Annotated in this window: 27 protein-coding genes, 1 tRNA gene and 2 pseudogenes; 7 read left to right on the top strand and 23 right to left on the bottom strand. The window is 57.3% G+C overall.

All coding sequences use genetic code 11. The features are described 5' to 3' along the window. Window positions 1-136: 136 nt before the first annotated feature. Window positions 137-265, top strand: a pseudogene (locus B059_RS20885) (IS30 family transposase); the annotation flags it as partial. Between the two features lie 56 nt (window positions 266-321). Here B059_RS20885 and B059_RS0115195 read toward each other — a convergent pair. From B059_RS0115195 to B059_RS0115095, 20 genes are all read right to left on the bottom strand, one after another. Beyond that, window positions 322-1,653: an APC family permease gene (locus B059_RS0115195; protein ID WP_026177574.1), complete on the bottom strand. Its 1,332-nt coding sequence runs from the start codon at window positions 1,651-1,653 to the stop codon at window positions 322-324. A 72-nt stretch (window positions 1,654-1,725) separates the two neighbouring features. Beyond that, window positions 1,726-4,173 (bottom strand): heavy metal translocating P-type ATPase, encoded by a 2,448-nt coding sequence (locus tag B059_RS0115190; RefSeq protein ID WP_018079108.1) that lies wholly within the window; start codon window positions 4,171-4,173, stop codon window positions 1,726-1,728. Between the two features lie 124 nt (window positions 4,174-4,297). Next, window positions 4,298-5,026, bottom strand: a complete 729-nt coding sequence (locus tag B059_RS19290; protein WP_018079107.1) for a class I SAM-dependent methyltransferase — start codon at window positions 5,024-5,026, stop codon at window positions 4,298-4,300. Between the two features lie 62 nt (window positions 5,027-5,088). Beyond that, entirely contained in the window at window positions 5,089-5,436 is a 348-nt protein-coding gene (locus B059_RS0115180; RefSeq protein WP_018079106.1) for an NfeD family protein, read from the bottom strand. A 44-nt stretch (window positions 5,437-5,480) separates the two neighbouring features. Then, window positions 5,481-5,963, bottom strand: a complete 483-nt coding sequence (locus B059_RS0115175) for a YHS domain-containing protein (protein WP_026177573.1) — start codon at window positions 5,961-5,963, stop codon at window positions 5,481-5,483. 132 nt (window positions 5,964-6,095) lie between these two features. Continuing rightward, entirely contained in the window at window positions 6,096-6,479 is a 384-nt protein-coding gene (locus B059_RS0115170; protein WP_018079104.1) for a hypothetical protein, read from the bottom strand. A gap of 207 nt (window positions 6,480-6,686) precedes the next feature. Then, window positions 6,687-6,932, bottom strand: a complete 246-nt coding sequence (locus B059_RS0115160; protein WP_018079103.1) for an SHOCT domain-containing protein — start codon at window positions 6,930-6,932, stop codon at window positions 6,687-6,689. A 216-nt stretch (window positions 6,933-7,148) separates the two neighbouring features. Further along, window positions 7,149-7,556, bottom strand: coding sequence for a hypothetical protein (locus tag B059_RS0115155; RefSeq protein ID WP_018079102.1), 408 nt, complete (start codon window positions 7,554-7,556; stop codon window positions 7,149-7,151). Between the two features lie 234 nt (window positions 7,557-7,790). After that, the gene (locus B059_RS0115150; protein WP_026177572.1) at window positions 7,791-8,777 is read right to left on the bottom strand and encodes a beta-propeller fold lactonase family protein; all 987 of its coding nucleotides are present in this window, start codon (window positions 8,775-8,777) and stop codon (window positions 7,791-7,793) included. 26 nt (window positions 8,778-8,803) lie between these two features. Beyond that, complete coding sequence (locus B059_RS20440; RefSeq protein ID WP_081601648.1) at window positions 8,804-9,211, bottom strand: c-type cytochrome; 408 nt, start codon at window positions 9,209-9,211, stop codon at window positions 8,804-8,806. 31 nt (window positions 9,212-9,242) lie between these two features. After that, window positions 9,243-9,590, bottom strand: a complete 348-nt coding sequence (locus tag B059_RS0115140; protein ID WP_018079099.1) for a c-type cytochrome — start codon at window positions 9,588-9,590, stop codon at window positions 9,243-9,245. Further along, window positions 9,590-9,886, bottom strand: coding sequence for a cytochrome c (locus B059_RS0115135; protein WP_157273741.1), 297 nt, complete (start codon window positions 9,884-9,886; stop codon window positions 9,590-9,592). The genes B059_RS0115140 and B059_RS0115135 overlap by 1 nt, the downstream gene beginning before the upstream one ends. Window positions 9,887-9,898: 12 nt before the next feature. Continuing rightward, window positions 9,899-11,146 (bottom strand): hypothetical protein, encoded by a 1,248-nt coding sequence (locus B059_RS0115130; protein ID WP_018079097.1) that lies wholly within the window; start codon window positions 11,144-11,146, stop codon window positions 9,899-9,901. Further along, window positions 11,147-11,374: a glutaredoxin family protein gene (locus B059_RS0115125; protein ID WP_018079096.1), complete on the bottom strand. Its 228-nt coding sequence runs from the start codon at window positions 11,372-11,374 to the stop codon at window positions 11,147-11,149. 153 nt (window positions 11,375-11,527) lie between these two features. Beyond that, window positions 11,528-11,983: a hypothetical protein gene (locus B059_RS0115120; RefSeq protein WP_018079095.1), complete on the bottom strand. Its 456-nt coding sequence runs from the start codon at window positions 11,981-11,983 to the stop codon at window positions 11,528-11,530. A 30-nt stretch (window positions 11,984-12,013) separates the two neighbouring features. Continuing rightward, entirely contained in the window at window positions 12,014-12,388 is a 375-nt protein-coding gene (locus B059_RS0115115) for a copper-binding protein (RefSeq protein WP_018079094.1), read from the bottom strand. A 9-nt stretch (window positions 12,389-12,397) separates the two neighbouring features. Further along, window positions 12,398-12,841: a DUF411 domain-containing protein gene (locus B059_RS0115110; RefSeq protein WP_018079093.1), complete on the bottom strand. Its 444-nt coding sequence runs from the start codon at window positions 12,839-12,841 to the stop codon at window positions 12,398-12,400. Between the two features lie 183 nt (window positions 12,842-13,024). Then, window positions 13,025-13,660, bottom strand: a complete 636-nt coding sequence (locus B059_RS0115105) for a c-type cytochrome (RefSeq protein WP_018079092.1) — start codon at window positions 13,658-13,660, stop codon at window positions 13,025-13,027. 136 nt (window positions 13,661-13,796) lie between these two features. Then, a complete protein-coding gene (locus B059_RS0115100; protein WP_026177569.1) occupies window positions 13,797-14,810 on the bottom strand; it encodes a copper resistance protein B in 1,014 nt (337 codons plus the stop codon). Window positions 14,811-14,840: 30 nt separating this feature from the next. Then, window positions 14,841-16,643 (bottom strand): copper resistance system multicopper oxidase, encoded by a 1,803-nt coding sequence (locus B059_RS0115095; RefSeq protein ID WP_051068535.1) that lies wholly within the window; start codon window positions 16,641-16,643, stop codon window positions 14,841-14,843. Window positions 16,644-16,901: 258 nt separating this feature from the next. Between B059_RS0115095 and B059_RS0115090 the strand changes: the two genes are divergently transcribed. The 6 genes and pseudogenes from B059_RS0115090 to B059_RS20435 all read left to right on the top strand — a co-directional run. Further along, the gene (locus tag B059_RS0115090) at window positions 16,902-17,594 is read left to right on the top strand and encodes a heavy metal response regulator transcription factor (protein ID WP_018079089.1); all 693 of its coding nucleotides are present in this window, start codon (window positions 16,902-16,904) and stop codon (window positions 17,592-17,594) included. Further along, window positions 17,591-18,985 carry a heavy metal sensor histidine kinase gene (locus B059_RS0115085; protein WP_018079088.1) on the top strand — a complete coding sequence of 465 codons (1,395 nt, stop codon included), beginning with the start codon at window positions 17,591-17,593 and terminating at the stop codon, window positions 18,983-18,985. Before B059_RS0115090 ends, B059_RS0115085 begins: the two co-directional genes overlap by 4 nt. Window positions 18,986-19,339: 354 nt before the next feature. Further along, on the top strand, window positions 19,340-19,633 hold the full coding sequence (locus B059_RS0115080; RefSeq protein ID WP_018079087.1) for a hypothetical protein: 294 nt from the start codon (window positions 19,340-19,342) through the stop codon (window positions 19,631-19,633). A 366-nt stretch (window positions 19,634-19,999) separates the two neighbouring features. Continuing rightward, window positions 20,000-20,875: a tyrosine-type recombinase/integrase gene (locus B059_RS0115075; RefSeq protein ID WP_018079086.1), complete on the top strand. Its 876-nt coding sequence runs from the start codon at window positions 20,000-20,002 to the stop codon at window positions 20,873-20,875. A gap of 9 nt (window positions 20,876-20,884) precedes the next feature. Continuing rightward, entirely contained in the window at window positions 20,885-22,081 is a 1,197-nt protein-coding gene (locus B059_RS0115070; RefSeq protein WP_026177568.1) for an IS91 family transposase, read from the top strand. A 482-nt stretch (window positions 22,082-22,563) separates the two neighbouring features. Next, window positions 22,564-22,713: pseudogene (locus tag B059_RS20435) on the top strand (transposase family protein); the annotation flags it as partial. Here the strand turns inward: B059_RS20435 and B059_RS0115065 are convergent. The 3 genes from B059_RS0115065 to B059_RS0115055 all read right to left on the bottom strand — a co-directional run bounded on the left by B059_RS0115065 (window position 22,682) and on the right by B059_RS0115055 (window position 25,471). Next, window positions 22,682-23,977, bottom strand: coding sequence for a tyrosine-type recombinase/integrase (locus B059_RS0115065; protein WP_018079084.1), 1,296 nt, complete (start codon window positions 23,975-23,977; stop codon window positions 22,682-22,684). The pseudogene B059_RS20435 and the gene B059_RS0115065 sit on opposite strands and share 32 nt — an antisense overlap. A 127-nt stretch (window positions 23,978-24,104) precedes the next feature. After that, window positions 24,105-24,198 (bottom strand) — tRNA-Ser (locus B059_RS0115060). Window positions 24,199-24,241: 43 nt separating this feature from the next. Next, window positions 24,242-25,471, bottom strand: coding sequence for an aspartate kinase (locus B059_RS0115055; protein ID WP_018079083.1), 1,230 nt, complete (start codon window positions 25,469-25,471; stop codon window positions 24,242-24,244). Window positions 25,472-25,496: the final 25 nt, after the last annotated feature.

Raw genomic sequence — 25,496 nt, 5'->3', positions numbered from 1 at the left:
CTTACTGATCATAAAGCTGCCGGTGGAGAGAATCTGATGTCGGCCCGCTTCTCGGCCGAAGCGGTCTTACGCACAACAAGGGAAATAAGTCCGCTTTGAGCTTCTGACCGGTCGGTCCCGGATCAGTACGCCAACCGACCTTTCGGCACACTCCCAAGCCAAGCTGAATGCCGTGGTGAGGAAATTAAATGAGCGCCCAAGGAAAACACTAAACTTCGAAATACCCGCTGAACGATTCAGTCAATCTGTTGCATCCACCGGATGAATCCGCACGCTCGACATTAACAGGTCGAGGCAACGCTCCCATTTTAGAAAATATTATCAGTGATCATGCTCGCCCGGCTCAATCGGATTTCTCCTTAAAAAGAGAAATTCCGTCAGCAGGATAATCAACATTACCGTTCCTGCCACAACAAGCACCAACGAGTCTGTTTTCAGCTTGATCCAAACAAATCCGGCTAACACCACCAAATCAAGAATAATCGCAGTCACCAGAATGCCGGCCTGCGCTTTTACCGCTTCGCGTAAATGGCGAAGCACACCCCAATGGACTGCCAGATCCATGATCAGGTAAAAAACAATGCCCAGTGCAGCAATACGGGTAATGTCAAAAAAAGCCGTAAGCATCAAGCCCAACACTACGGTGTAAACCAGCGTGTGCTGACGAATGCTGCCAGGCATGCCCAAGTGACTATGCGGTATCAGTTTCATCTCGGTCAGCATGGCCAGCATACGGGACACTGCGAAGATACTGGCAATGATTCCACCTGCCGTGGCAATCATGGCCAGGGCCACAGTAAACCACAGGCCCAGATCACCAGTCACCGGCCTTGCCGCAGCTGCCAAAGAGTAATTGCGGGTTTTGATGATTTCCTCAAGAGACAGATTGCTCGACACAACCCATCCAACCAGCGAATAAATCACAACACACAATGCAATTGAAATAATGATGGCCAATCCAACATTCCGATGTGGATTTCTCAACTCTGAACCGCTGTTGGTAATCGTTGTAAAGCCTTTAAAGGCCAGAATACCTAGTGCCGTTGCACCGATAAATCCTACAACGCCCGCATCCGACTTCCAAACAGTGAAGGTCACGTCGGTGCTGTCGGCGACCACGATTCCCACCAAACCGAACAGGATGATCCCACCGATCTTCACCACACCTAATGCTGATGCAACCACTTCTATGATGCGGTTTCCTGAAAGATTCAGAAGAAAGGCAATTACGATCAGCGCGACTCCGAGAATGGGAATCCACAGGCCCGTATCACTCACATCAAACAGCTGGAGTGTGTAAGCCCCAAATGTTCGTGCCAGAAAACTTTGGGCGATCACCATGGAAAAATACATCAACAAAGAAAAAAAGGCCGTCGGCAATGTTTTGCCATAAGCCTTGTTGAGATACATCGCAATCCCGCCAGCAGAAGGATAGGCGTTAGACAACTTCACATAGGAGTACGCACTAAAGGCAACAACCACCGCAGCAGAAAGAAAGGCAAAGGGAAAGAGTGCGCCGGCCATTTCAGCCATCTGTCCGGTCAAGGCGAAAATGCCCGCACCAATCATCACGCCCGTACCCAGCGCGACTGCCCCAACGAGCGTCAGGCTATTTTCCTTATAGTTCGATGTTCGATCTTTTCCTTGATTCACGCATGTCTCCCCCATTTATTTTTGGCTGTTAACTGCTGCAGGCGCTTCGCATTGCTGCTGTTCAGCTTCTGTTTACAGCCCAACACGCCGCAGCCTCAGGGCATTGGTGATCACCGACACCGAGCTGAAGCTCATGGCCGCCGCCGCGATCATGGGTGAAAGCAGCAGGCCGAAGAAGGGATACAAGACCCCGGCGGCCACCGGCACACCCAGTGCGTTATAGATAAATGCAAAAAACAGGTTCTGCCGGATGTTGCTCATGGTGGCGCGCGAGAGCTTGCGAGCGCGCACGATGCCGCGCAGGTCGCCCTTGACCAGGGTTACCCCTGCGCTTTCCATCGCCACGTCGGTGCCGGTGCCCATGGCGATGCCAACCTGTGCTTGGGCCAAGGCCGGGGCATCATTGATGCCATCTCCAGCCATGGCGACGATGCGGCCCTCAGACTGGAGTTGTTTGATCACCGCTGCTTTCTGGTCGGGCAGCACCTCGGCCTGAACCCGGTCAATGCCCAGTTTTGCTGCGACGGCCTCGGCTGTCTTGCGGCTGTCACCCGTGAGCATGACGATCTCGATGCCTTCTTCGTGCAGCAGGCGGATCGCTTCTTCCGTGGTCGATTTGATCGGGTCGGCCACGCCAATGAGTCCTGCGGCACGGCCATCGACGCCTAGCAGCATCACGGTCTGTCCTTCTGCGCGCAGCGCATCGGCTTGCGCCGGCAGGTCGCCGACGTCGATGCCCTGATCCTGAAGCAGTTTGATATTGCCCAGCGCAATCTGGCGCCCCGCCACCACACCTGTCACGCCTTTACCGGTGACTGACTGGAAGTCCTCTGCCGACTCCAATTCCACACCGCGTTTCTCCGCACCACGCACGATGGCAGCAGCCAGCGGATGTTCGCTGGAGCGTTCAAGACTGGCGGCCAGACGCACGATCTCTGCTTCATCGAAACCCGTTGCCGGAGTGACGCTCACCAGTTCAGGATGGCCTTCGGTGAGGGTGCCGGTTTTGTCCACCACCAGCGTATCCACCTTGCGCATCACTTCCAGCGCTTCGGCATTCTTGAACAGCACCCCCATCATGGCACCGCGCCCGGTACCCACCATGATGGAAATCGGCGTGGCCAGCCCCAGCGCGCAGGGGCACGCGATGATGAGCACGGCAACGGCATTGATCACTGCATGGGCCAAACGTGGCTCCGGTCCCCACAGACCCCACACGCCAAATGTAATCAGCGCGACGATAACCACCACCGGGACGAAATAACCGGAGACGACATCCGCCAGTTTCTGGATCGGTGCGCGGGAGCGCTGCGCTTCCGCCACCATATGAACGATCTGCGCCAGCAGGGTTTCGCTACCCACCTTCTCGGCTTTCATCAACAGGCTGCCGGTACCGTTCACCGTCGCGCCGATGACTTTTGCGTCAGCGTCTTTTTTTACCGGAACCGGTTCGCCGGTGACCATGGACTCATCCACATGGCTCAAGCCTTCAATGACAGTGCCATCCACCGGGATTTTTTCGCCAGGACGAATCCGCAATGTGTCGCCGGGCTGAACCTGATCGAGCGGGATATCTTCCTCGCGGCCGTCGTCACGAACAATGCGTGCCGTCTTGGGCGCCAGCCCCAGCAACAACTTGATGGCGGTGTTGGTCTGGCTGCGGGCGCCCAACTCCAGCACCTGGCCCAGCAATACCAGGGCAGTGATCACCGCTGCAGCTTCGAAGTAAACCGGCACCACCCCCATCTCGTTGAATACCGCAGGCGGGAATATTCCCGGCATGAATGCGGCGACCATGCTGTAGCCCCAGGCCACCGACACCCCCAGACCGATGAGCGTGAACATGTTGAGGTTCCATGTGAGCAGAGACCGCCAACCACGCACGAAGAAAGGCCAGCCGCCCCATAACACTACTGGCGTTGCAAGCAGCATTTCCAGCCACTGGCGGTTGCGCGGGCTGATGAATTCGGCAAACAGATCCGGCCAGAACTCCGATCCCATGGCGCTGATCAAAACAGGGATGGCGAGCACGGTGCTGAACCAGAAGCGCCGGGTCATGTCGTGCAGTTCGGCATCGTCCTCTTCCACCGCTACGGTGCGTGGCTCCAGCGTCATGCCGCACTTGGGGCAATTACCGGGATGATCCTGCACCACTTCCGGATGCATGGGGCAGGTGTATTCGGTTTTCGAGGCGGCTGCGGGAACCCCCATCGGCTCCAGCGCCATGCCGCATTTGGGGCAGGCACCTGGGCCTGGCTGTTTCACCTCGGGATGCATCGGGCAGGTGTAAATCGTTTTGTTGTCTTTAACTACCGCCGGCTGAGGCTCGCCTGTTTGGACGCCCGCGTAGCGGGTGGGCTCGGCAACAAACTTGTCGCAGCAGCCTTGAGAGCAAAAATAATATTGCATACCTGCGTGTTCGGCGTGTGCCGTGCTCGCATCCGGCTCGACGGTCATGCCGCAAACCGGGTCGTGTACGGCTTGCGGCTTATCGTCCGGCATGCCGTGGTTCTCATTCATATGTCTTGTGTGGTTCATCTTGATTCCTCCATGACGCATTAATCAGGGGCGGATTAAACCTTGTCAGCGGATACCCTATCAGCGTCAGAATCAGCAGCTACCAACGGAGACCAGGATGCACATTTCATCGCCGCCCTCGCTTGTTGCCAGGTTCTCTGCCTTCCCCGACCGCGATGTATACAGACCCACCAAAATGAAGCGTTGTGGTCACACGCGAAAAATGCTTCTGCATGACCAACCAAGGCTTTCTGTCGGTCAAATCCAGCGATACGCCAAAGGGTCGGGTGACGAATACCCCCAACCGGACCAACCACAGTGGCCAGTTTTCCGGTTGGCGAAAATCCAGAATCACCAGCCGTCCGCCCATTGCAAGCGCATCGGCGGCATTTTCGACCACCCGTTCATATTCCGGGACCAGGGTCAATGCAAAGGTCGATAGCACACCCTGCACTTCGGCCGGAAACTCATAGGCGGCAGCATCGCGCTGCACCAGCATGACGTTGCTCCACCCTTCACGTGCAATACGCTGTCCGGCTTGCGCCAGCATGGCATCGGTCAGGTCTACACCTACAACCTTTCCTGCCCCGCCCACCGCAGCCCTCAAATAGCCAAAATTAAGCCCGGTACCACAGCCAATTTCCACAACCGTATCGCCGGTTTTCAACCCGAGCGCAGCCACAGCCTCCTTGCGATACCGAGCTTCGCGGAAACCGATCAGGTAATACAGATTCGCCGAGAAGTCATACCACGCGGCGCGTACCCGATAGAGGTCAATGATCTGGGCCTTTGTTAATGCCACCGCGTACCTCTTTTCAAACAATGAAAGCGTTCCGGCGTGGCCATAGGCCCACATCTGCGATGCGGTGGCGCGTCATCCTGTTCATTCCATCCGTCACGTACGACGCCATGGGCCATTTAATCGCGCTCTAAAGTGGACTTCTCAACATCAAGACTCAACCCGTCCACGCCAGTGATCCGGACCGTATCGCCAGGGTGCAGCTCGTCATGCGAACGGGCATTCCAGATTTCACTATGCATCTGGATGTGAACAACACCCTGTTTGGCATCGATCACCTTTCCCATACTTTGCAACAAGTCTTCCACTCCGGTCTGAACTGGCAGGCGTATCGCGCGCATCAGAAAGAAATACATGATCCCGGACGCGAGAAAGACAACGGCGTAGAGTGGCGCTGCAATCGAGACTGGCCATAACCAAAAAACGATTAACGCCAACACGGGCAACATCAAGATCAGGTGACACATGGCCGTCTCCTTACCGCAGGTATTAAACGTCACGCACCCACTATTTAGTGATGCCCTGAATGCGGTTTGACTTCCAAGTTACCTACTTCAATCTCTTCCAAATAATGGACAAAACCGCGTTGCAACCGCGCCGACCACCCTGTTCCAAGACGTAAACCAATCTGACCCATGCGCGCTTCAATCTGTTCTGCGGTCGCCTGCAACAGGTCATAGGTTATGGATACGATGTCGCCAGCAACCTCTATATGCTTGATGCCCATCATGCCGCCCAACGCGTCAACAAGAATGGACGCGTCTGTATCGGACATTGGTTGTTCAAGGCGGAAACGCCGTTGCTTCAAAATTTCCATTCCCTTGTGCTTGGGTGCCATCTGACCTGGCACGCCAACATAAAGATGCGGGTTCGCCTTGAAACGATCCTGGCATTGCTGGGAACAAAAGGCGTAATGCATCTCCAGATACTCCATAGCAAAAGAATCCGAACTGACTTGCATCCCGCATACTGGATCTGTTGTGCTGTCATTCATCACTGCCTCCGAAATCCTGAGTGATTTTGGCTGTCAGGCTTGCCGCCCTTGGAGTGTATCGTGCGCGATAGCCGCGCCGCAGGCCATGAAAACTTTAGTATCGGTCGCATTGGCTTTAACTACAGGCATGGCTCAATCCTTCCGGTCCACGTTACGGCCGCCGCTCCACAGCGTAGGTGCCCGGTTGCAACACGTGCCTCCACTGGAGTGGGCGTTGGTTCGGGCGTTGTCATCAAGAAAGCGGTACCACGCCGACTTGAATCGCCACCATGCGCTGGATGCGCGCCCGATTCCCGACTCGTTGAGAAGCCGTTCGATGCCGCGAATCCCGATGCTGGAAGCGTCATACCTGATGCGGAGTTGGCCGTGCGAGTCTGCATGGGCATAAATGACTGGCTCAAGAGAGGTCATCTTGCGAATGGCTTCCTCGAGTGAATCCGCAGCGACAGGAAGCACTGGAATGGTTCGATCGACGTCGAACGGCCCCTTTTCTGTTTTAACTTGAGACTCACTCATTTTTCAATTCCGACTAACGTCTTGATCAGGAAATTGTGCATCATCACCATGTCTTCGTGCTCCAGGTTGTGGCAGTTTTGCACTCGGGAATCATCGCTCCAACCACCCATACGACCCCAGTCGTGCCACGGTCCACAGCCCATCGAACTGGATCCGGAGCCAAAGACCAGAATGCCTGTGACAACCACGAGGTTCTTAACCGCCAAGCTACTGTGTCAAATCGTTTTTCCGCTTCTGATACTCCTGTTCGTCTATCTCGCCGTGCGCATAGCGTTCCTTGAGGATGTCCAGCGCTTTGCTGTCTTCGTTTCTGCGTCCACCTACACTGTTCGACGTGGCCAACCATTTCACCAGCATGACAATGCCCACAATGATCAGCACCCACCACAGGATCATGAAAATTCCGCCGAATCCTCCACCAAAGCCCCCCGTCATCCCATAATCACCCATCATCTTTTCTCTCCTGGATAACAACCACTTGTTGGACACCTTTCCTTCTTGAAAGAAAGACGATGCATTCCTGCTTCGAATACGAATGGCAATAGGGGCTGAGCATATGAAGTAACGTCAATCAGCCGTGATGCAGGGATAAGGGCCATCACACAAAATATTTGTCCTAACCTACTTAGACCCGGCAGACATCCGATGATGTCGCCGGGCCTACACCCATCACTTCATCATGGGCGATCCACCACCGTGCATCATTCCGTCCATCTGCGTACGCATCTGATTCATGCGGTTCTGGGTATTGGCATCCATCATCATGCCCTGTCCCATCATGCCGGACATGTCGCCCATCATGGTTCCCATCGTGCGCAGGCGCTCGCTCATCAGCTTCTGCTGTGCAGCACTCAGGTTGCCATTGCCCATTTGTCCGGCCATACCCATCATCTGAGTAGACATATCGTGCTGCAAACCGGACATTTGCTGTGCACCCGGTCCTGGCATGCTATTGCCCATCTTGTTACCGGCCATTCCTGGACCCATTTGTTGGGCGTTGACTGGAAGCGCCAAAGCGAAGATGCCGGCTGCAAACAGGGAGGACAACAACGCGGATGTAGTTAAATGCTGTTTCATGTTTCTTCCTTTCAGTTTATGTAAACGATCAACCTACGCTCCTGAGGGAGCTACTTCTTAGCGGATCTTGAAAAGACTCGTCATCAAATCTTTCCGGGGACCACCAAACACTTAGCCAGTGCCACGTCGATTCACTCATCGCACTGAAATTCAATTCGTAATCGAGCCATTCTTGTTCCCATTCACATGAATTCCGTAGGCATTCACTACACTGCCGTGTATGCCATCGAATATTTATGGAACCACTGCGGTCTGATGACCTTCTCCTGCAGGGAGTTGAATCGTGCCGGTGACGGTAAAAGTCTTCTGATCGATGATCCAGATGATTGGGGACTTGCTGCTTGAGACATACACTTTCCCGGTACCGGGAATCCTGTCGAGGTGATAAGGCTCGGGGGATAGCGTCAACGTGCGCTGCGATCCGGTTGTGGTGTCCAGCGCTACCAGCTTGTCGTCTGAACGACTGCTGACGAAAAGTGTTTTTCCATCGTCGCCGATGTCTAGTCCGTGCAGACGTTTGCCAATTTTGTAGGTCGTTTCGACTTTGCCTTCCTTGATGGGCACGACGGAAACCGTTCCAGCCCGGTCATTCGCCACGTATAGGATTTTTTCATCCGGAGAAAAAACCAGATGCTCGGGCGAGGGCCCGGCCTCAAGTGAACGGGTCACTTCCCACTTGGTGAGATCGATTTCGCTGAGGGTGCCGTTGCCACTATTGCTCACGTAAGCACGCTTCCCGTCTTTCGTAATCACCGTGTAATTGGGTGCCGGTCCGGTTTTGATGGTTTTGAACACCTTGTTGGCGACAAAGTCGACAACACTGATGCCGCCCCGGGTCGGATGCGTGGAAATCACAAATTTCCCATCCGGGGTAATGGCTTCATGATGGGTCCATCCGGAAACCGGAATTTCCGCCATCACGTGACCATGTTCGGGATGAATGACATACAACTTGCTGTTGGGGGTGTCCGCAGGGGCACCTTCTGGAACAGGGGTTTCCTTGAGACTCCCTGCGATCAGGTATTCGCCATCCGGTGTCGCAACCAGGCCGTGCGGATTGTCCACCCCGGGGTAGCGTTTCGTGATCTTTCCGGTCGCCGTATCCACGGCAATCACGGCGTTGCCAGACCCCAGGGGGATATATGCTGTCGGCGCAGCGGCTGCAAGTGTTCCGCTGCCTAGCCAGACCATTCCCAACACGAACTGATTAATGTGACGCATTTTGGTTCTCTCCTTAAGAAATCGGCTTAATTAATGCCGACCTTGTGCTGCTCAGACCGGACATAGGCAGTCACATGCGCGACATCGTTCGGGCTCAGGCCAGGGACAGGTTTCATATCCCCGAATTGCCAATGGTGTGCACGCGACCCATTTTTCACCGCCAGTTGGAAAGCCAGATCCGCATGATGAGAGGGCTCATATATCCGGTGCAGGAATGGCGGGCCCTTGTCGCTGCCTTTCAGGTCGGCGCCATGACACGATGCACAGTTCTGGCTATAAAGAACTTTTCCTTTTGCCGGGTTCGGCATCAAACCAGGGCTCGGCTGGGGAAAGCCTGCCGCGTGAACCGTCAGGCTGGCCAGGATGAGCAACGGAACCAGCAGCCAATACCGGTGTGAACAATTGCTCAGAACAAACACCTTGGCGCGATGCATTGGGTTTCTCTCCTTCTGTGAATTCGTGGCTTTAGGGCGCATTTTTGAATTCCTTGCGCATGTACCTCAGAACAGCTTTCAAATCTGCGTCAGTCAATGCGGGATCGCCACCCCTTGGCGGCATGGCCATTGGGGAGCCGGGCGACTGAAATCCTTCTGTCATCCGCTTGAGCAAGACAGCGTCGTCTTGTGACAGCAATCCCGTTCGCCCGGTCAGATCCGGAACGCCGGGGAGACTGCCGAAGCCATCGCTGCCGTGACAGGCAATGCACGTACCATTGAAGACCATTGCGCCGCGTCCGGGGTCGCCCGCCGCAATCGAAAGGCTGGCATACGCTAGGCCCATCGCAGACAGCATGGTTAAACGTGCACCGCGCATCAGTTGCTCTCCTGAAGGAACTTGAGCACGTCGCGCGCTTCCTGGCCGGTCAGGTCAGCCCGTACCCGCATGTGGGCCACTACAACACGCCACTGGTCATCGCGGAGATCTTTTGCGGGTCGCAAGTTATGGCAACTTGCACAGTTGTTTGCCCACGCCTGGGCGCCGCGCGCAAAGTGCCCCGGGTCGTCCTGGACTGAAGCCGAGGGTTCTGCATGGGAGACGCCTGCCATCGCCATCGATAGAAGCACAGCCGAGACGAGCGAAGCTGCCCAGTGGAATGAGTTATTCAACATGGCCATTCCTCCTCAAAAACCGTAAGCGAACTGCAACAACCAACGGTTGGCATCGGTGTTCTCACCCGCAAGGCCTTGATTGAATTCATAGCCGAGCTTTGCCATCACGCTGGGGCCCCACAGGTAGTTCACGCCAACGGCCCATTGCTCCTGTCGCTGATCAGCGTGCGGCGAAATGTACTTGCCGTAGCGCAGTACCCCTTCCCATTTCGTTGGAAGAAATTTGTAGGACGCCTGGCCGTACCACGCCTTCCACGTACCGCCATCCGGCGCCACGCTGGTTGCCAGATCACCGACTCGCTGGCTGATGTATTCCGCACGCAGATCAAGTTGCTTCCACTGGTAGCCGACATCCGTACCCAAAACCCGGTAACTGCGGTCCGGCTCACCTTCCAGACCCACACCTCCGTCAGCGGCAGAAATACCCAATTCAAGCCTGGGCAACGGAACAAGCCCTATGCGTCCGCCAACCACCTTGCGGTGATCAACGTCACGCGTGTAGCCATCGCTTTCAATGCCATGAATTTCACTTCCGTCAACCTCCAGCTCAGGTCCATTGCCCACATAGAGCGCGTACTTCAGCTTCTTGCCCTCGCCCAATGGGTATCCACCACGCACCCCCAGGCCAACCTCACTCGAGGGCGCAGCCTGGCCCTCGCCGAACCCGGGAGTGATGGAAGGGAATTTGTTGACCCAGGCCGGGTGCAGGTTTTGTCTGAAGTAGCCAAGGGGACTCAAAATCTTGCCCGCAACAAGCGTGGTGTTGTCATTCAGGAAAATGTCGATGGATGCGTATTCAAGCTTGGTTTCGGTTGTCCCGTCAGGCGCTGCCGCAATCTCAAGTTCTGCCTCTGCCAGGGCAATGTCCTTGTACAGAAAGTGGAAAATGGGATTGAAGCTTGCAACACTGAACGCGCTGCCGCCGCTCTGGCTGCGGTCGGTTAACCCTACGGCTGCATAACCGGCAATATGCGCCACCGAATCAGCGTTGGTTGCCTCAGATTGTGCCCGGGACGTTGCCTTCACTTCCTGCCTCAGACTTTTCACGTCTTCCTGTGAGGCACTTTGCTGCTTCACCAAGGCGCGCAATTCGGACAACTCCTGTCTGAGCGCCTGCACTTCGTTTTGCAAAGCCTGATAGTCGCTCTCTGCGTAGACATTGCTACTGGCTGCGGCCAGACTCAACATGACCATGACAAGACAATGACGGGAACTGCTTATCCTGTATTTCATGGCAACGGTTCCTTTGTCGGTTTTCATTCAGCTCATGCTGAAAAATTCCCGCAATTCAAGCGGGGTAGGCTGTCCTCGAAAAACAACTTCATCATTCACCAGGATATTCGGCGAGTGACGTATGTCATGCCGCTTGATTACGTCGGGATGTTCCTCAACAAGCAACACCTCGAATGGAATCCCCATATCTTTGAGTTCATGCTGCAACCCCGTGCAATGACTACAACCTTTGGTTGCAATGATCTTGACGTTCATATGAACACCTCATTTTTTTCAACAAAACTCAACAACAGGAAATCTTCGTAATGCTGTAGATGCGTATCAGTGCGCATCGCCACCCAACCCACTTGGTCAGCCCCACAGAAACGTGCTGACCGCCGTGTTCGGCGCGCTTATCCCGCAGCCATGTCAATGCTTATCCGCACCCTCACCGCGGTCCTTGCGCTGCGTTTGCAATGCTGTGAGGCCATCGTGTCGACCTTGCTCGTTGTAAAGCACATCGATGACCACACCTTTGTCATCGAACACCAGGGTGAAAGTACGCACACCATTTCCCGGACCCGTTTCGTATACCGTCTGTTTTCCCTTGGTGGGGGACTGATAGGTTTGGGCTTGTTTGCCTCCTCCCTCGTACACCCAACCTTCCTTGCCGTTGGGCAACGTCAAGGTGCGGACCGCTTTGCCGTGGTGGCTGAATGCAGCCTGTTTCGTGACGTCACCAAGCGGATAGGCACGCAATATCACCTCTGGCGCCTCCTGCCCGGTGAAGTTCGGGGGCATGGGCAGCCGGCCTGTCTGTCCGGCCAGTGCGGCAGTTGACACGACCATGGTGAGTGCCAGCAATACGTTCAAGACAGGTTTCATCGTCATCCTCCTGTGTCAGGAAAACTCGGCTTAGAGCCCGGTTTCGAGCTTGGTCACAATCAACGAGCCATTAGCCCGATCAGCAAGAAAACGAACCTTGTCACCCGGCTTAACCTGATCAAGCATGCCGGCGTCCTGCACACGAAACACCATGGTCATGCCCGGCATACCCAAGTTTTCCAACGGGCCATGTTTGAGCGTGATCTTGCCCTGATCCTTGTCCACCTTTTTTACCAGCCCTTCGCTGAACGTGGCGTTCATACCGGACATGGCGGGCATGGCGGGCATGGCGGTATGGTTTGCTGCTCCACCGTGACTATGGTCCATAGGCTGAGTCTCAGCCCAAGCCGGCATACCAAATGTCAGGCTCATGCCAAGTGCGAAAGTGGTTAACATCGGTTTCATATTCATTCCTTATAAATAATGGGCGTAGGTCTTTGTGGACCCATCCTTGTTCACGAGAAAAACGTCATAAGCATCCTTGCGCTCGTCTGTTTCCATGCCGGGCGATCCTGCCACCATGCCCGGCACTGCCAGGCCACGGGCACTGGACTTTTCCTTGAGCAGACGTTTGATTTCTTTGGCAGGGACATGGCCTTCGACCAGATAACTGCCGACTTGTGCGGTATGACAAGAGCCATAGCCGAATGGAACACCCAGGCGGGATTTATGTGCCACCACATCGTTGGTGTTATGGCTTCTAACCGTGAATCCATTGGCCTTGAGGTGGTCGACCCATTTACTGCAGCAGCCGCAAGTCGGGCTTTTGTAGACATCAACGACTGGCGTATCGGGCGCGGCCCATACGGCCGGGGAAACAACGGCGACAAGCAGGGCTCTCAGGATGGCAATTTTCACGCGTGGCTCCTTGTTTCAGGTTGGATCCAGTTTGGCCCATGCCACCCCACGGCAAGCTGACGAGAAGATTACAATTTCGTCATCTACGCGGTTTGATGGCATCCCGTGTCAAAACGGTCGCGTATGCGACGGGAGAACCCCATGACGAGGGGCTGGAAGGCGCGCATTCTCACTGGAGCCCCCTCAGTGAGTGTGGCCATCAGAATTATCATGACCGCCTGGCTTGACTGTGGACGGCTCACCTTCGCCTTCCTTGCCACGCATGTCCCCATGACCCGCAATGCCACCATGCGAATGGCCTTCACTGGCCTCGACCAGTTCGAGGTACTGTGCGGGCGAAAGTGCGGGCATCTGCTGCAGAAAGGCCACCAGGTCCCAGATGGCCTCATCCTCGATTCCACCCTTGGACCAGGCGGGCATGCCTGAGGCCTTGATGCCGTGCTTGATGACCCAAAATTGACGCGCGGCCTCATCGACTGCCACTTCATCCGGTTGGGCCAGGTCAGGGGGTTGCGGATACAAGCCCATTCGAATTTCCGAGTCCGTCTTGCCGGGTGCGAGATGGCACCCCACACACATGGCGGCGTAATTGCCCGCCCCTCGGCGCACCCGTTCTGCGTCAGACAAGTTGGCTGGCGCCGTCAGATCTCGCGTATTACGGTCGATGGCGTGTTCGCGTGCTGTCTCGATCAGGCGAAAGACCAGTGGACTGTGCGGGGTGTCCGCCGACACGTTGACCATGCCGGAATAAACGGCTACTACGCCAACCCCTACGCCAATGACCAACGTGGTCAGAACCCCCATCAAAAAATGTTTCATCCGTTCTATCCTTGGTGACTACAAAAAAACTGCCAAAAAATCGATTCATCGGCGGGTGAATTGGTCTGTCTGAATGTCGAAAGGGGATGGCAGCTTGTGCCCATCCCCTTCTTGTTTCGCTTGCCTGGGCAGTCGATCAGAACCAGAAACGCACGCCGGCAACCCAGCGTGTCTCGCCAGTCTTCTCGCCATCTGTCCGAGCCAGATCGGCCGTCTGGCCCAACTTGCTGGCCCGCTCGATGCCGATATACGGGGCAAACTGGCGCGTGAACTCATAACGCAGACGCAAGCCTGCCTGCGCTTCCGACAGCCCGGATCCGATACCTCGCGCCGCATCGCTTTTACCGTACGCATTGAGCTCAATGCGTGGCTGCAAAATCAGCTTTTGCGTGATCAGCAATTCGTATTCCGCCCCCAGCCTCAGCGCAGTTCGCCCCGCGTCGCCCACATAGGCGGCCGCATCGACCTCGAACCAGTACGGTGCGAGGCCTTGAACCCCTAACGCCAGCCAGCTGCGATCAGGCCCGGCGCCGCTGTCGTAGCGCACGCCCAGCTGGGTGTCCCAGAACGTGGCAATGGCATGTCCCCACAGCAATTCGGTTCGCGCCTCCTCCAGTTTTCCCTTGGCCACATCGCCTTCGGCCTTGACAACCAGTCGGTCGTAATCGCGGCCGAACCAGCCCTGCATTTCATAAGCCGAGGCGTTGCCGCCCCCGTTGGCATGAGTCCACTCGAGTCGGTCGATCAGCAACCCACCGAAATTGTGTTCGTCGGCCAGGCGCAGTTCTCGTGGTCCGGGGCGTGAATAGGGACCCGATTCGAGCGTGTATCCACCCGAATAGGCATGGGGATCACGCGCATCCGCCGGAGCCGGACCACCCTGCATGTTCATCTCGCCATGATCCATGCCCTGCATGCCATCCATCGATCCCGACATGTCGGAGTTCATGCCAGGTTGTGCGGTGGTGGCGTCCGGCATGGCAGCGTGGTTCATCTTGCTGTGGTCCATGCCGGGCATTGCATCCTGGCCCATGGAGTCGACGTTCATCCCGGGCATCGCGCCATGATCCATGGCTTCGGTTTGCGCCCATGCCGGCGAAACAATCAATGCGGCGAGCGACACGGCCAGCAAATTCATACGTGGTTTCATTTTTGATTTCCTCTGATTCATCTGCATCGCTTACGCCACCACCACTTCGCGGAACATGCCCGCATCCATGTGATAGAGCAGGTGGCAATGCCAGGCCCAGCGTCCGGGCGCATCGGCATTGACGAGGAAACTGATCCGTTGCGCGGGCTGCACGGGGATGGTGTGGCGGCGTGCCTGGAAACCGCCGTCCGGGTTTTCCAGTTCGCTCCACATGCCATGCAGGTGCATGGGGTGGGTCATCATGGTGTCGTTATGAAGAATGACGCGCAGCCGCTCACCCTGGCGGAAATGCACGGGCGTAGATTTCCCGAATTCAAGGCCGTCGAGCGACCAGGTATAGCGCTCCATGTTGCCGGTCAGGTGCAATTCGATTTCACGCTCTGCGCCACGGGCATCGAGTGGACCGCCGATGGTGTGCAGATCGGCCAGCGTCAGGACACGCCGGCCGTTGTTGCGCAGGCCGATGCCGGGGTCATCCAGATTCATGCGTGGCATATCCACCCGCATGTCGGTGCTGGGACCATATTCGGTTTTTGCATGGCGTACCTGGCTGCTCGCCTTGCTCAGGCCGCCGCCACCCATGCCGCCGTCCATATTCATGCCTGGCATGGCGTGCTGGCTGTGGTCCATGGCCATGCCGCCGTGGTTCATGCCACCCATGTCACCCATGCCGCCCCCCATCGCACCCATCATGTCAGCCATGCTCAGCCACTCAACCTTGTCGAGTACCGGCACGGGTGCGGAGATTCCTTCGCGCACGGCCAGCGTGCCGCGGGCGTATCCGGTGCGATCCATGGACTGGGCAAAAATCGTGTAGGCGTCGTCCCTGGGTTCCACGATCACGTCATAGGTTTCACCCGGTCCGCAGCGGAATTCGTCCACCGTCACCGGCTCGACATCCTGTCCGTCGGTTTGCACCACCGACATTTTCAAGCCCGGGATGCGCACATCGAAAAAGCTCTGGGTGCCGCTGCTGACAAAGCGCAAGCGCACGCGCTCACCCGGCCGGAACAGTCCGGTCCAGTTACCGTCCGGTGCGTTGCCGTTCATGAGATAAGTGTAGGTGTAGGCCGAAATGTCCGCCAGATCGGTGGGGCTCATGCGCATTTCGTTCCACATCTTGCGGTTGTCGAGTGCAGCCCTGAAGCCGTTGCGCGAGACATCACGGAAGAAATCTGGCGCGGTAGGCTCGTTGAAGTTGTAGTAGTCGCTCTGCATCTTGAGCTTGGCAAACACCCGCATCGGGTCTTCGTCGGTCCAGTCGGATAACTGCACCACATAGTCACGGTCAACGCGGAGCCGCTCGCCAGCTGCCGGTTCAATGACGATGGCGCCGTACATGCCGGTCTGTTCCTGAAAGCCGGAATGCGAGTGGTACCAATAGGTGCCGCTTTGCCCCACCTTGAAACGGTAGGTGAAGGTTTCTCCCGGGGCGATGCCCTTGTAACTGATCCCCGGCACACCGTCCATCTGGTAAGGCAGGATGATGCCGTGCCAGTGAACGGACGTGGGCACGCGCAACTTGTTGGTGACGCGTATCGTGACCGTATCGCCCTCCCGCATGCGCAACGTGGGCGCCGGTATCGAGCCATTGATGGTGGTGGCCATGCGCGCGTTGCCGGTGAAATTGACCGGCGATTCGGCGACGACCAGATCGAACTCGGTGCCGGTGAGCACCGGTGCGCTGCTGCCGGCCCGCTCAGCGGCACTCGCCCAGCCCGGTTTGGCGACCGTCGACAGGCCAAGCAGTACGCCACCCGCCGCCAGGCCTTGAACAAATCGACGACGCGGAAAATTCGGAACCGACAAAGCATGTGAGGAAAAAGGTTTCATGTGGGACTGCACTCCAATCTGAAAAGACGTTTAGCTTCGGCTAGGGACAGGTCTAGCCTATCGAGTCAGCGTTTAAGGCCGGTTTTATTAAGTGAGGTCTCGCTCTTGGCCAGCAGAACTCTGGCCACATCAGCAATGCCCGTATCTTGCAATCGCGCACCCAACATCAAACTGACAAATGGATTACAAATCTGTAATGCGCACCACGCTGAGCGCAAGCTGTGGCAGGATGCTTGCATCCACCCTGACGCTCCCACCATGAAAATCCTGATCGTCGAAGACGAGCCCAAGACGGGCGATTACCTGAAGCAAGGCCTCACCGAGGCCGGTTTCGTTACGGACCTGGCCCGTGATGGGTGGGAGGGACTGGAACTCGCGAAGGCAGGCCACTACGACCTGATAATTCTGGATGTAATGTTGCCGGGGCTTAATGGTTGGCAGGTTCTGGAAGGCGTGCGCCGGGCCGGAATCGACATGCCGGTGCTGTTTCTGACGGCGCGCGACCAGGTGGAAGACCGGGTCAAGGGCCTGGAGATGGGGGCCGACGACTATTTGGTGAAGCCCTTTGCTTTCGCCGAACTGCTGGCCCGGGTACGCAGCCTGGTTCGCCGGGGACATGCCAGCCTGGAATCAACCGTGCTCAAGGCTGCCGATCTGGAACTGGATCTGCTGCGGCGACGCGCGATGCGTGCGGGCCACAAGATCGAACTCACGGCCAAGGAATTTGCCCTTCTGGAATTATTCCTGCGCCGACAGGGCGAAGTCCTGCCGCGCAGTCTGATCGCCTCCCAGGTCTGGGACATGAATTTCGATTCCGATACCAATGTCATCGATGTCGCGGTACGCAGATTGCGGCTCAAGATCGATAATGATCATGAGATCAAACTCATCCACACCGTGCGGGGGATGGGCTACGTGCTGGAGTCCACCCAGGAAGGCACCGCAACTTGAAAACTTTCTCACTGACCACCCGGATCAGCCTGCTTTTCGCGGTGGCTGCTTCCCTGGTATTGCTGACGACGGGATTTTTCCTGACGCAAGTGGTGGAGACCCATTTCAAGGAAGAAGATCGACACGAACTCAATGGCAAGCTGGAACTCATTCAGAATTTGTTCAAGCATGCCTATAGCCAGCAGAAGCTGGACCTTCTGCCACAGCAACTTGATGACGCCCTGGTCGGTCACCCGGGTCTTGCAGTGGTAGTGACGGATACAGCAGGGGATACCTGGTTCGCTACACCGGGTGCAGATTTCCCGCGCACATTGCTGCAAGCCTGCCAAACCCTATCATCAGGCTGCACACCAGGCACCTTGCAGGAATGGACGCAGGCCGGGAGAGGCTACCGGAGCATGGCCATGACAATTAACACTGGCAGTGACAAGCCCTACACCGTGGTCGTGGCGCAGGACATCCAGCATCATGAGCGCTTCATAAGCAACTTCCGATCAGTTCTGGCCATTGCCATCGCGCTGGCTGCTTTCGCCACAGCCTGCCTGGGATGGATTGCTACTCGATGGGGCCTTTCCCCCTTGCGCCAGGTCACTTACATGGTGGGTGGCATGTCCGCCGAACATCTGTCGGACCGCCTACCGACTTCAGGCTTGCCTCCCGAACTTAAGCCTCTTGCGACTGCTTTTAATGCCATGTTGGCCCGGCTGGATGATTCGTTCCGGCGGCTGTCCGATTTTTCGTCCAACATCGCACACGAGTTGCGCACCCCCATTTCCAATCTGATGACCCAAACCCAGGTAGCCCTTTCCAGTGCACGCAACAAGGACGAGTACAAGGAAACTCTGTACTCCAGTTTGGAAGAATATGAACGCATGGCCCAGATGGTTAGCGATATGCTCTATCTGGCCCAGACCGACAATCACCTTATCAAACCGGGGATGGAAAAGGTAAACCTGGCCAGTGAAGCACAAGACTTATTCGATTATTTCGAGGCTTGGGCAGAAGAACGCGCTGTTTCACTTGCTAAAGCAGGGTCAGCTGTCGTATCCGGCGACCGGCTAATGTTGCGACGTGCGCTCAGCAACCTCATATCGAACGCCATACGGCACACGCCGCCCGGTCAAACCGTGCGGGTGTTTCTGGAAAGCCACATGGATAAAGCCACCTTATCCGTCGAGAATCCCGGCATGAAAATTCCGGAACAACATCTTCCAAGACTGTTCGATCGCTTCTACCGCGTTGACCCATCACGTCAACGCAAAGGGGATGGCGCAGGCTTAGGCCTTGCAATTGTCAAATCCATCGTGAGTGCACATGGCGGATCAATTTCCGTAACGTCCAGCAACGAAATGACGCGGTTTCAAATCACATTACCTACGTTAATGGAATGAGGTCCAAATAACAGTTTTGGACTGCCCCGTGTTCGGTAAATACTCAAGGTCTACGAGTGGGCTGCCCCGGGGCAGCCCAGTTCTACAGTGAAGATAACCGTCATAACAGCCTCACTGCGCGCTCCTTGCAACGAGGGAACACAAGGTGCAAATAGAGGTGGCCCATCCATCGAGCCGATGACAGTCAAGCCAGGAGAATTAATCCCGCAGTGGAAGGCATGCACAAAAACATGCTACTCATTACGGATGACGCATTTGTAATCCCTGCATCAGGTTCCCGTTGAAGTTGCCAAACCATACTGGCTCCAACATCACAAGCGGTGATGTTTATCTCAATTTCAATAGGAATCGATCATGAAACGCATTCACTCTTTTATCAGCTCTGTTGCTCTGGTTGTCGTATTCTCCCCCGTATTCGCACATGACATGGACGGCAACCCTGATCTGAAGGACAGCATTCTCAATATGCATGACAGCCATTTTCCGCACCAACCGGGTGACATGCACGCAGCCGCCAAGGGCAGTGGTGATACTTACGGCTCGGTCCTGTTGGACAAGGGTCCTCACACTCCGCACCAGCCTGGTGATACCCATAAATCCGAGAAAGGTAAGGGGGATGCTTACGGTACCATCCTGAACGACCTATAAGCATCGTTGTCCTGTGGACACCCCGCAGGACAATGAAATGCAATAGTTTTGGGCACCGTAAAACAAAACGCCCGACCTCTCAGATTGACCTTCCCCACGTTTGATGGACACACTGGGAAGAGCAATAGCACGCGGACGCGGAGATAGAAAGCGGCCGTTCGCGTTCCCCGGCAGTCCAATGGCTGGTAACGAATCCATAGCAGAAGTCGTGGGTTTAGATCCCCAGGGACCGCTTAGGCCGAGGGGACTAAACCGCTCGCGCGGTAGGCGCTCCGACTCGGGGCCGGTAGGTAGTTGAGACCAAGGCCCCGGTTTCTATGTTGAGGAATGAGGCAATCCGCCTCGTACTTCGACAGGAGCCGAGCCATGAAACCTTCCCCTCAAACCATCAGTCCGCTGCGGCAACGCATGATCGACGACATGCGGATGCGCAAGCTCTCCCCCAAGACACAGAGCCACTATCTGCGCGCCGTACGGCAGTTCGCCGGCTATCTGCACCGGCCGCCCGACACCGCCAGCGTGGAGGATCTGCGCAACTACCAGTTGTATCTGGTCGATCACGGCATCTCGCCGGTCTCGCTCAATGCGGCCATCACCGGGCTGAAGTTCTTCTTCGACGTTACCGCCGATCATCCCGAGCTGACGGCCAAGATGCAGCCGGTGCATGTCCCGCACACGCTGCCGGTGGTATTGAGCCGTGAGGAGGTGGCGCGCCTGATCGCTGCGGCCGGCAACCTCAAGCATCAGACGGCGCTCTCGGTCGCCTACGGCGCAGGACTGCGCGCTAGCGAGGTGGTGGCGCTGAAGATTGGCGACATCGACAGCCAGCGCATGACGCTGCGCATTGAACAGGGCAAGGGTGGCAAGGATCGCTACGCTATGCTCTCGCCGGTGCTGCTCAAGCGCCTGCGCAGCTGGTGGCGGGTCGCGCGTGCCCAGGGCAGGATGCTCGATGGCGGCTGGCTGTTTCCGGGCCTCGATCCGATCGACCCGCTCAGCACCCGTCAGCTCAACCGGGCCATCCATGCCGCAGCAGACGCAGCGGGCATCGACAAGCGCGTCTCCATGCATACGCTGCGTCACAGCTTCGCCACCCACCTGCTGGAAGCCAAGGTGGATATCCGGGTGATCCAGGTTCTGCTCGGACACAAGAAGCTCGAGACCACCGCACTGTATGCTCAGGTCGCCACCGACATCCTGCGCGAGGTGGTCAGTCCCATCGAGACCCTGCACCCCGCATAGGTCGCGGCCATGGGACGTTGCGCCCTGGAGGTCGCGGATATCTTCCGTGTCCACGGGCCAGCCTGGCGGCAAGCTGAGTGTGGCCACCTGAGCCGGGGTCAGCTCAAGGTCATGTCGGCCATCGAACAGTGCCGCAGCGCGGCGCTGGGGGGACATGTGCTGCACTGCAACGCCTGCGAGCACACCGAGATCGCCTACAATTCCTGCCGTAACCGGCATTGCCCGAAATGCCAGGGAACCGCCGCACGGCGTTGGCTCGAAGCCCGCCAGGCCGATCTGCTGCCGGTGGACTATTACCACGTGGTGTTCACCCTGCCGGCCCCGATCAGTGCCATCGCCTACACCAACAAGGCGGTGATCTATGCACTGCTGTTCGAGGTCGCCGCCGAGACCCTGCGCACCATTGCCGCCGACCCGAAGCATCTGGGCGCGCACATCGGCGTGACCCTGGTGCTGCACACGTGGGGATCGGCGCTAACGCACCATCCCCACGTGCATGGCATCGTCCCCGGCGGCGGGCTGTCGCCCAACGGCACGCGCTGGGTCTCATGCAAGCCGGGCTTCTTCCTGCCGGTGCGGGTGCTGTCGCGGTTGTTTCGTCGCCGCTTCCTCGAAGCGCTCGAGACGGCGTATCGCAGCGGTCAATTGCAGTTCTTCGGTGACTACGCGCAACTCGCCGACGCGACGGTCTTCGCCGACTGGCTGCAACCGTTGCGGAAATGTGAGTGGGTGGTCTACGCCAAGCGCCCGTTTGCCGGGCCGGCGGCGGTGCTGGCATATCTGTCGCGCTATACCCATCGGGTGGCGATCTCCAACAGCCGATTGATCGCCCTCGACGAGCGCGGCGTCAGCTTCCGCTGGAAGGATTACCGGGCCAAGGGCAGGACGCGCTACAAGAGCATGACGCTCAGCGCCGACGAGTTCATGCGGCGCTTCCTGCTGCATGTGCTGCCTGGGGGCTTCCACCGCATCCGCCACTATGGGCTGCTTGCCAATAGCGGACGGAGGGATCACCTGGCGAAGGTTCGTGAATTGCTTCACGTCGTAGCCAACGCTGACGCCGATTCCCCGGGTACGGATGCAGCCCCCAACGTTGCTCAGCCGACCTTTGTCTGTCCGGACTGTGGGGCAGCGATGATCGTGGTTGAGGTTCTGATGCGCGGGCAACCGATCCGTGCACCACCACCGTTTCGAGGTGCGCCATGAGCGTGACCGCTTCCCGATGCATCAGCCAACCGTCGGCTCTTCAGTGTCCAGTGCCGATAGCGGACGGCTTTGCCCTGCGCTGGAATAATGGGGTTTGGTGCCTGAGACCATCCCGGATCATTGAGCGTATCCGCTCCGGGTGGCGATATCGAACAGCTGCCCAGCAGAAGTTGATCCGCCTCATCGCCACGTCCAGCTCGAGTGCAACCCTTCAAATCCCCATAGACCGGTAGGCTCCCCAGCCGCCATCGGTGCATCCCGCGGTTTCCTCCCTCGAGGCTTGTCCGACGCCTGCCCGCCTGGCTCGCTCGCGTACTGTCAGGCCTGCGGGTGAGGGCAGGCATCGTACAACCCTTAACAGAAGCGGGCCGACATCAGATTCTCTCCACCGGCAGCTTTATGATCAGTAAGCCGCCATTGCCCATGAAAGCATCATCAGGCAGACGCCAGCCCTTCGGTCTGCGCAGCAGCGCGTGGTTACGCGAATGCGCTTGTCCGATGGCAGCATTCGTCAGGTCGAACCGGATTGGGTGGGCCGGCTCAGTGGATTTACCTTGTTCTTCGAAGCGCTGATCATGATGATGTGCCGGGAAATGGCTTTTACGGCGGTGTCCAGACTGGTGGGCTTGTCCTTGCGGCCTCAAGAACCGCCAAGTCGCAAAAATTCGCCCACTCGTTCATCAACTTGCGGCGCGGCTCGAACATGTCCGTCCTGTCGTATGCCTGCGCAAGCTTGGTCGGGGGCTTGTGGGCGAGCGCACGTTCCGCTGCGTCACCGGATCGCTCGGTATCGGAAACCCATGTCCGAAACGTCGAACGGAAGCCGTGAACAGTCAGGCCGGCAGAAACCAAGCCCTTGTCGGCCATGCGACGGAGAACGGCTGTTAGGCTCATATCTGACAACGGCTGATTTAACATTCCGGGGAAAATCAGGTCTGTGCCCTCGTAGCGGGGTGTCCTCATGAGTAGCTGGATTGCCCGTCCGGACAGTGGGACACGATGCTCTATTCCACCCTTCATGCGTTTGGCCGGCACAGTCCAGACGGCAGCATCAAAGTCGATCTCAGACCATGTCGCGCCGCGCACCTCACCAGATCGGGCGGCGGTCAGGATGGCGAATTCCAGCGCCCGAGACCCCATTCCATCAATCTTGACCAGCCGCGTCATGAACAGCCCAAGCTCTTTATGGGGCAGGGCGGCATGATTCTTCACAGTCCTGATTCTATTGGGGTCTGGCAGTGAGTTCTCAAGATGGCCAGCCCATCGCGCAGGATTGTCACCACTGCGGTACTCACGCGGCTTCGCGGCTGCCCAGTCGAGAATATTCTCGATGCGTCCACGCAGGCGTGTGGCGGTCTCGGTCTTCGCGTTCCACAGCGGGTAATGCGCGCCCAAAACCTTGACTGGCTGAGTCAGCACAGCCAAGACCTTGTCTGTATCAACCTGACCCACCGGAAGCGCCCCGATTGATGGGTAGGCGTAGGTGGTGAGGGTGTTTTCCCATTGCTGGCGATGCTTGAGGTTCTTCCATTCGGTGCCCTTCATTGAGATGAAGGCCTGTGCGCACTCGGCAAAGGTGGTGCCCTTGGCGGCGTCTGCTTTGTCGGTGGCGGCTGTCTGGCGGCGCGCTGCGATGGGGTCTATCCCTGTCTTGGCCTTCCCGCGCCATTCTTGCGCCTTGGTTCGGGCGGCTTCAAGGGTCACATCGTCGAAAGACCCAAGCCCCATGTCGCGCCGCTTGCCGTTAAAGCTGTAGCGCAGCAGCCATGACCGCGCGCCTTCGTCGGTGACTTTAAGGTACAGGCCAGCCGTGCCACCAACGGCATGAAAGCCGGGGGTCTTCGCCTTCTTGATGACTTCTTTGACGCTAAGGGGTGCTACGGTTTTCCTGCCCATCTATTTTCCCATCAATCGGACTGAGATTTGATGGTTATGGATGAGGCGGTGTGAGTCAAGCTTTTTTGTGAAACCCTTGAGTTACATGGGCGGGTGAGGCTTTTTGAGTCTTGCTGATATGGGGTTTTGGCGGAGACGGAGGGATTCGAACCCTCGATGCAGGTTTAAGCCCGCATGCTCCCTTAGCAGGGGAGTACCTTCAACCACTCGGCCACGTCTCCGAACCGCCGCGCATTGTAGCGGAATGCGCGGGCAAACGCCACCTCAGGCCGTGGCTTTATCCAGCTCGAACGCCTGGTGCAGTGCGCGCACGGCAAGTTCCATGTATTTGTCTTCGACCACGACGGAGATTTTGATCTCGGATGTGGAGATCATCTGCAGGTTGATGTTTTCGACCGACAGGGTCTCGAACATCTTGCGGGCAATGCCGACGTGCGAGCGCATGCCGACGCCGACGATGGAGATTTTGGCGATCTTGTCGTCACCGGTGACCTCGCGCGCGCCAATGCTGGCCGCGGTCACCTTGACGATATCCATCGCCTTGGCGAAGTCGTTGCGGTGTACGGTGAAGGTGAAGTCGGTGGTATTGGTGTGCCCCACGTTCTGCACGATCATGTCGACGTCGATGTTGGCATCGGCCACCGGGCCGAGGATCTGGTAGGCGATGCCGGGATGATCGGGCACGCCGACCACGGTGATCTTGGCTTCGTCGCGGTTGAATGCAATGCCGGAGATGATGGCCTGTTCCATGTTGTCGTCTTCCTCGAATGTGATGAGGGTGCCGTCGCCTTCGTCCTGAAAGCTGGACAGCACCCGCAGTTTGACCTTGTATTTGCCGGCAAACTCGACCGAGCGGATCTGCAGCACCTTGGAGCCGAGGCTCGCCATTTCCAGCATTTCCTCGAAGGTGATGGTCTTCAGCCGGCGTGCCTCGGGCACGATGCGCGGATCGGTGGTGTAGACGCCATCGACATCGGTGTAGATCTGGCATTCGTCGGCCTTGAGCGCGGCTGCCAGCGCCACGCCGGTGGTATCGGAGCCGCCGCGCCCCAGCGTGGTGGTGTTGCCCTGTTCGTCGACTCCCTGGAAGCCGGCGACCACGACCACGTGGCCGGAGTCCAGGTCGGCGCGCATTCTGGATTCGTCGATCGACAGAATGCGCGCCTTGGTGAAGGCATTGTCGGTGAGGATGCGCACCTGTGCGCCGGTGTAGCTTTTCGCTTTCAGGCCCAGGTCTTTCAGCGCCATCGCCAGCAGGGCGATGGTGACCTGTTCGCCGGTGGATACCATCACGTCCAGCTCGCGCGGGTCGGGGGTGGACTGGATCTGTTTGGCCAGCGCAATCAGCCGATTGGTCTCGCCCGACATGGCCGAGAGCACCACCACCACCTGATGACCGAGCATCTTGAATTTGGCCACGCGTTCGGCCACTGCGCGGATGCGTTCGACATTGGCGACCGAGCTGCCGCCGTATTTTTGTACGATGAGTGCCATGTTTTTCGATAATGAGTTAAGCGCG

It is taken from the genome of Thiobacillus denitrificans DSM 12475, assembly GCF_000376425.1.
GTDB classification, from domain to species: Bacteria; Pseudomonadota; Gammaproteobacteria; order Burkholderiales; family Thiobacillaceae; genus Thiobacillus; species Thiobacillus denitrificans.
Note: the sequence above shows the minus strand (reverse complement) of the source record. Positions and strands in the feature narration are given on the sequence as shown.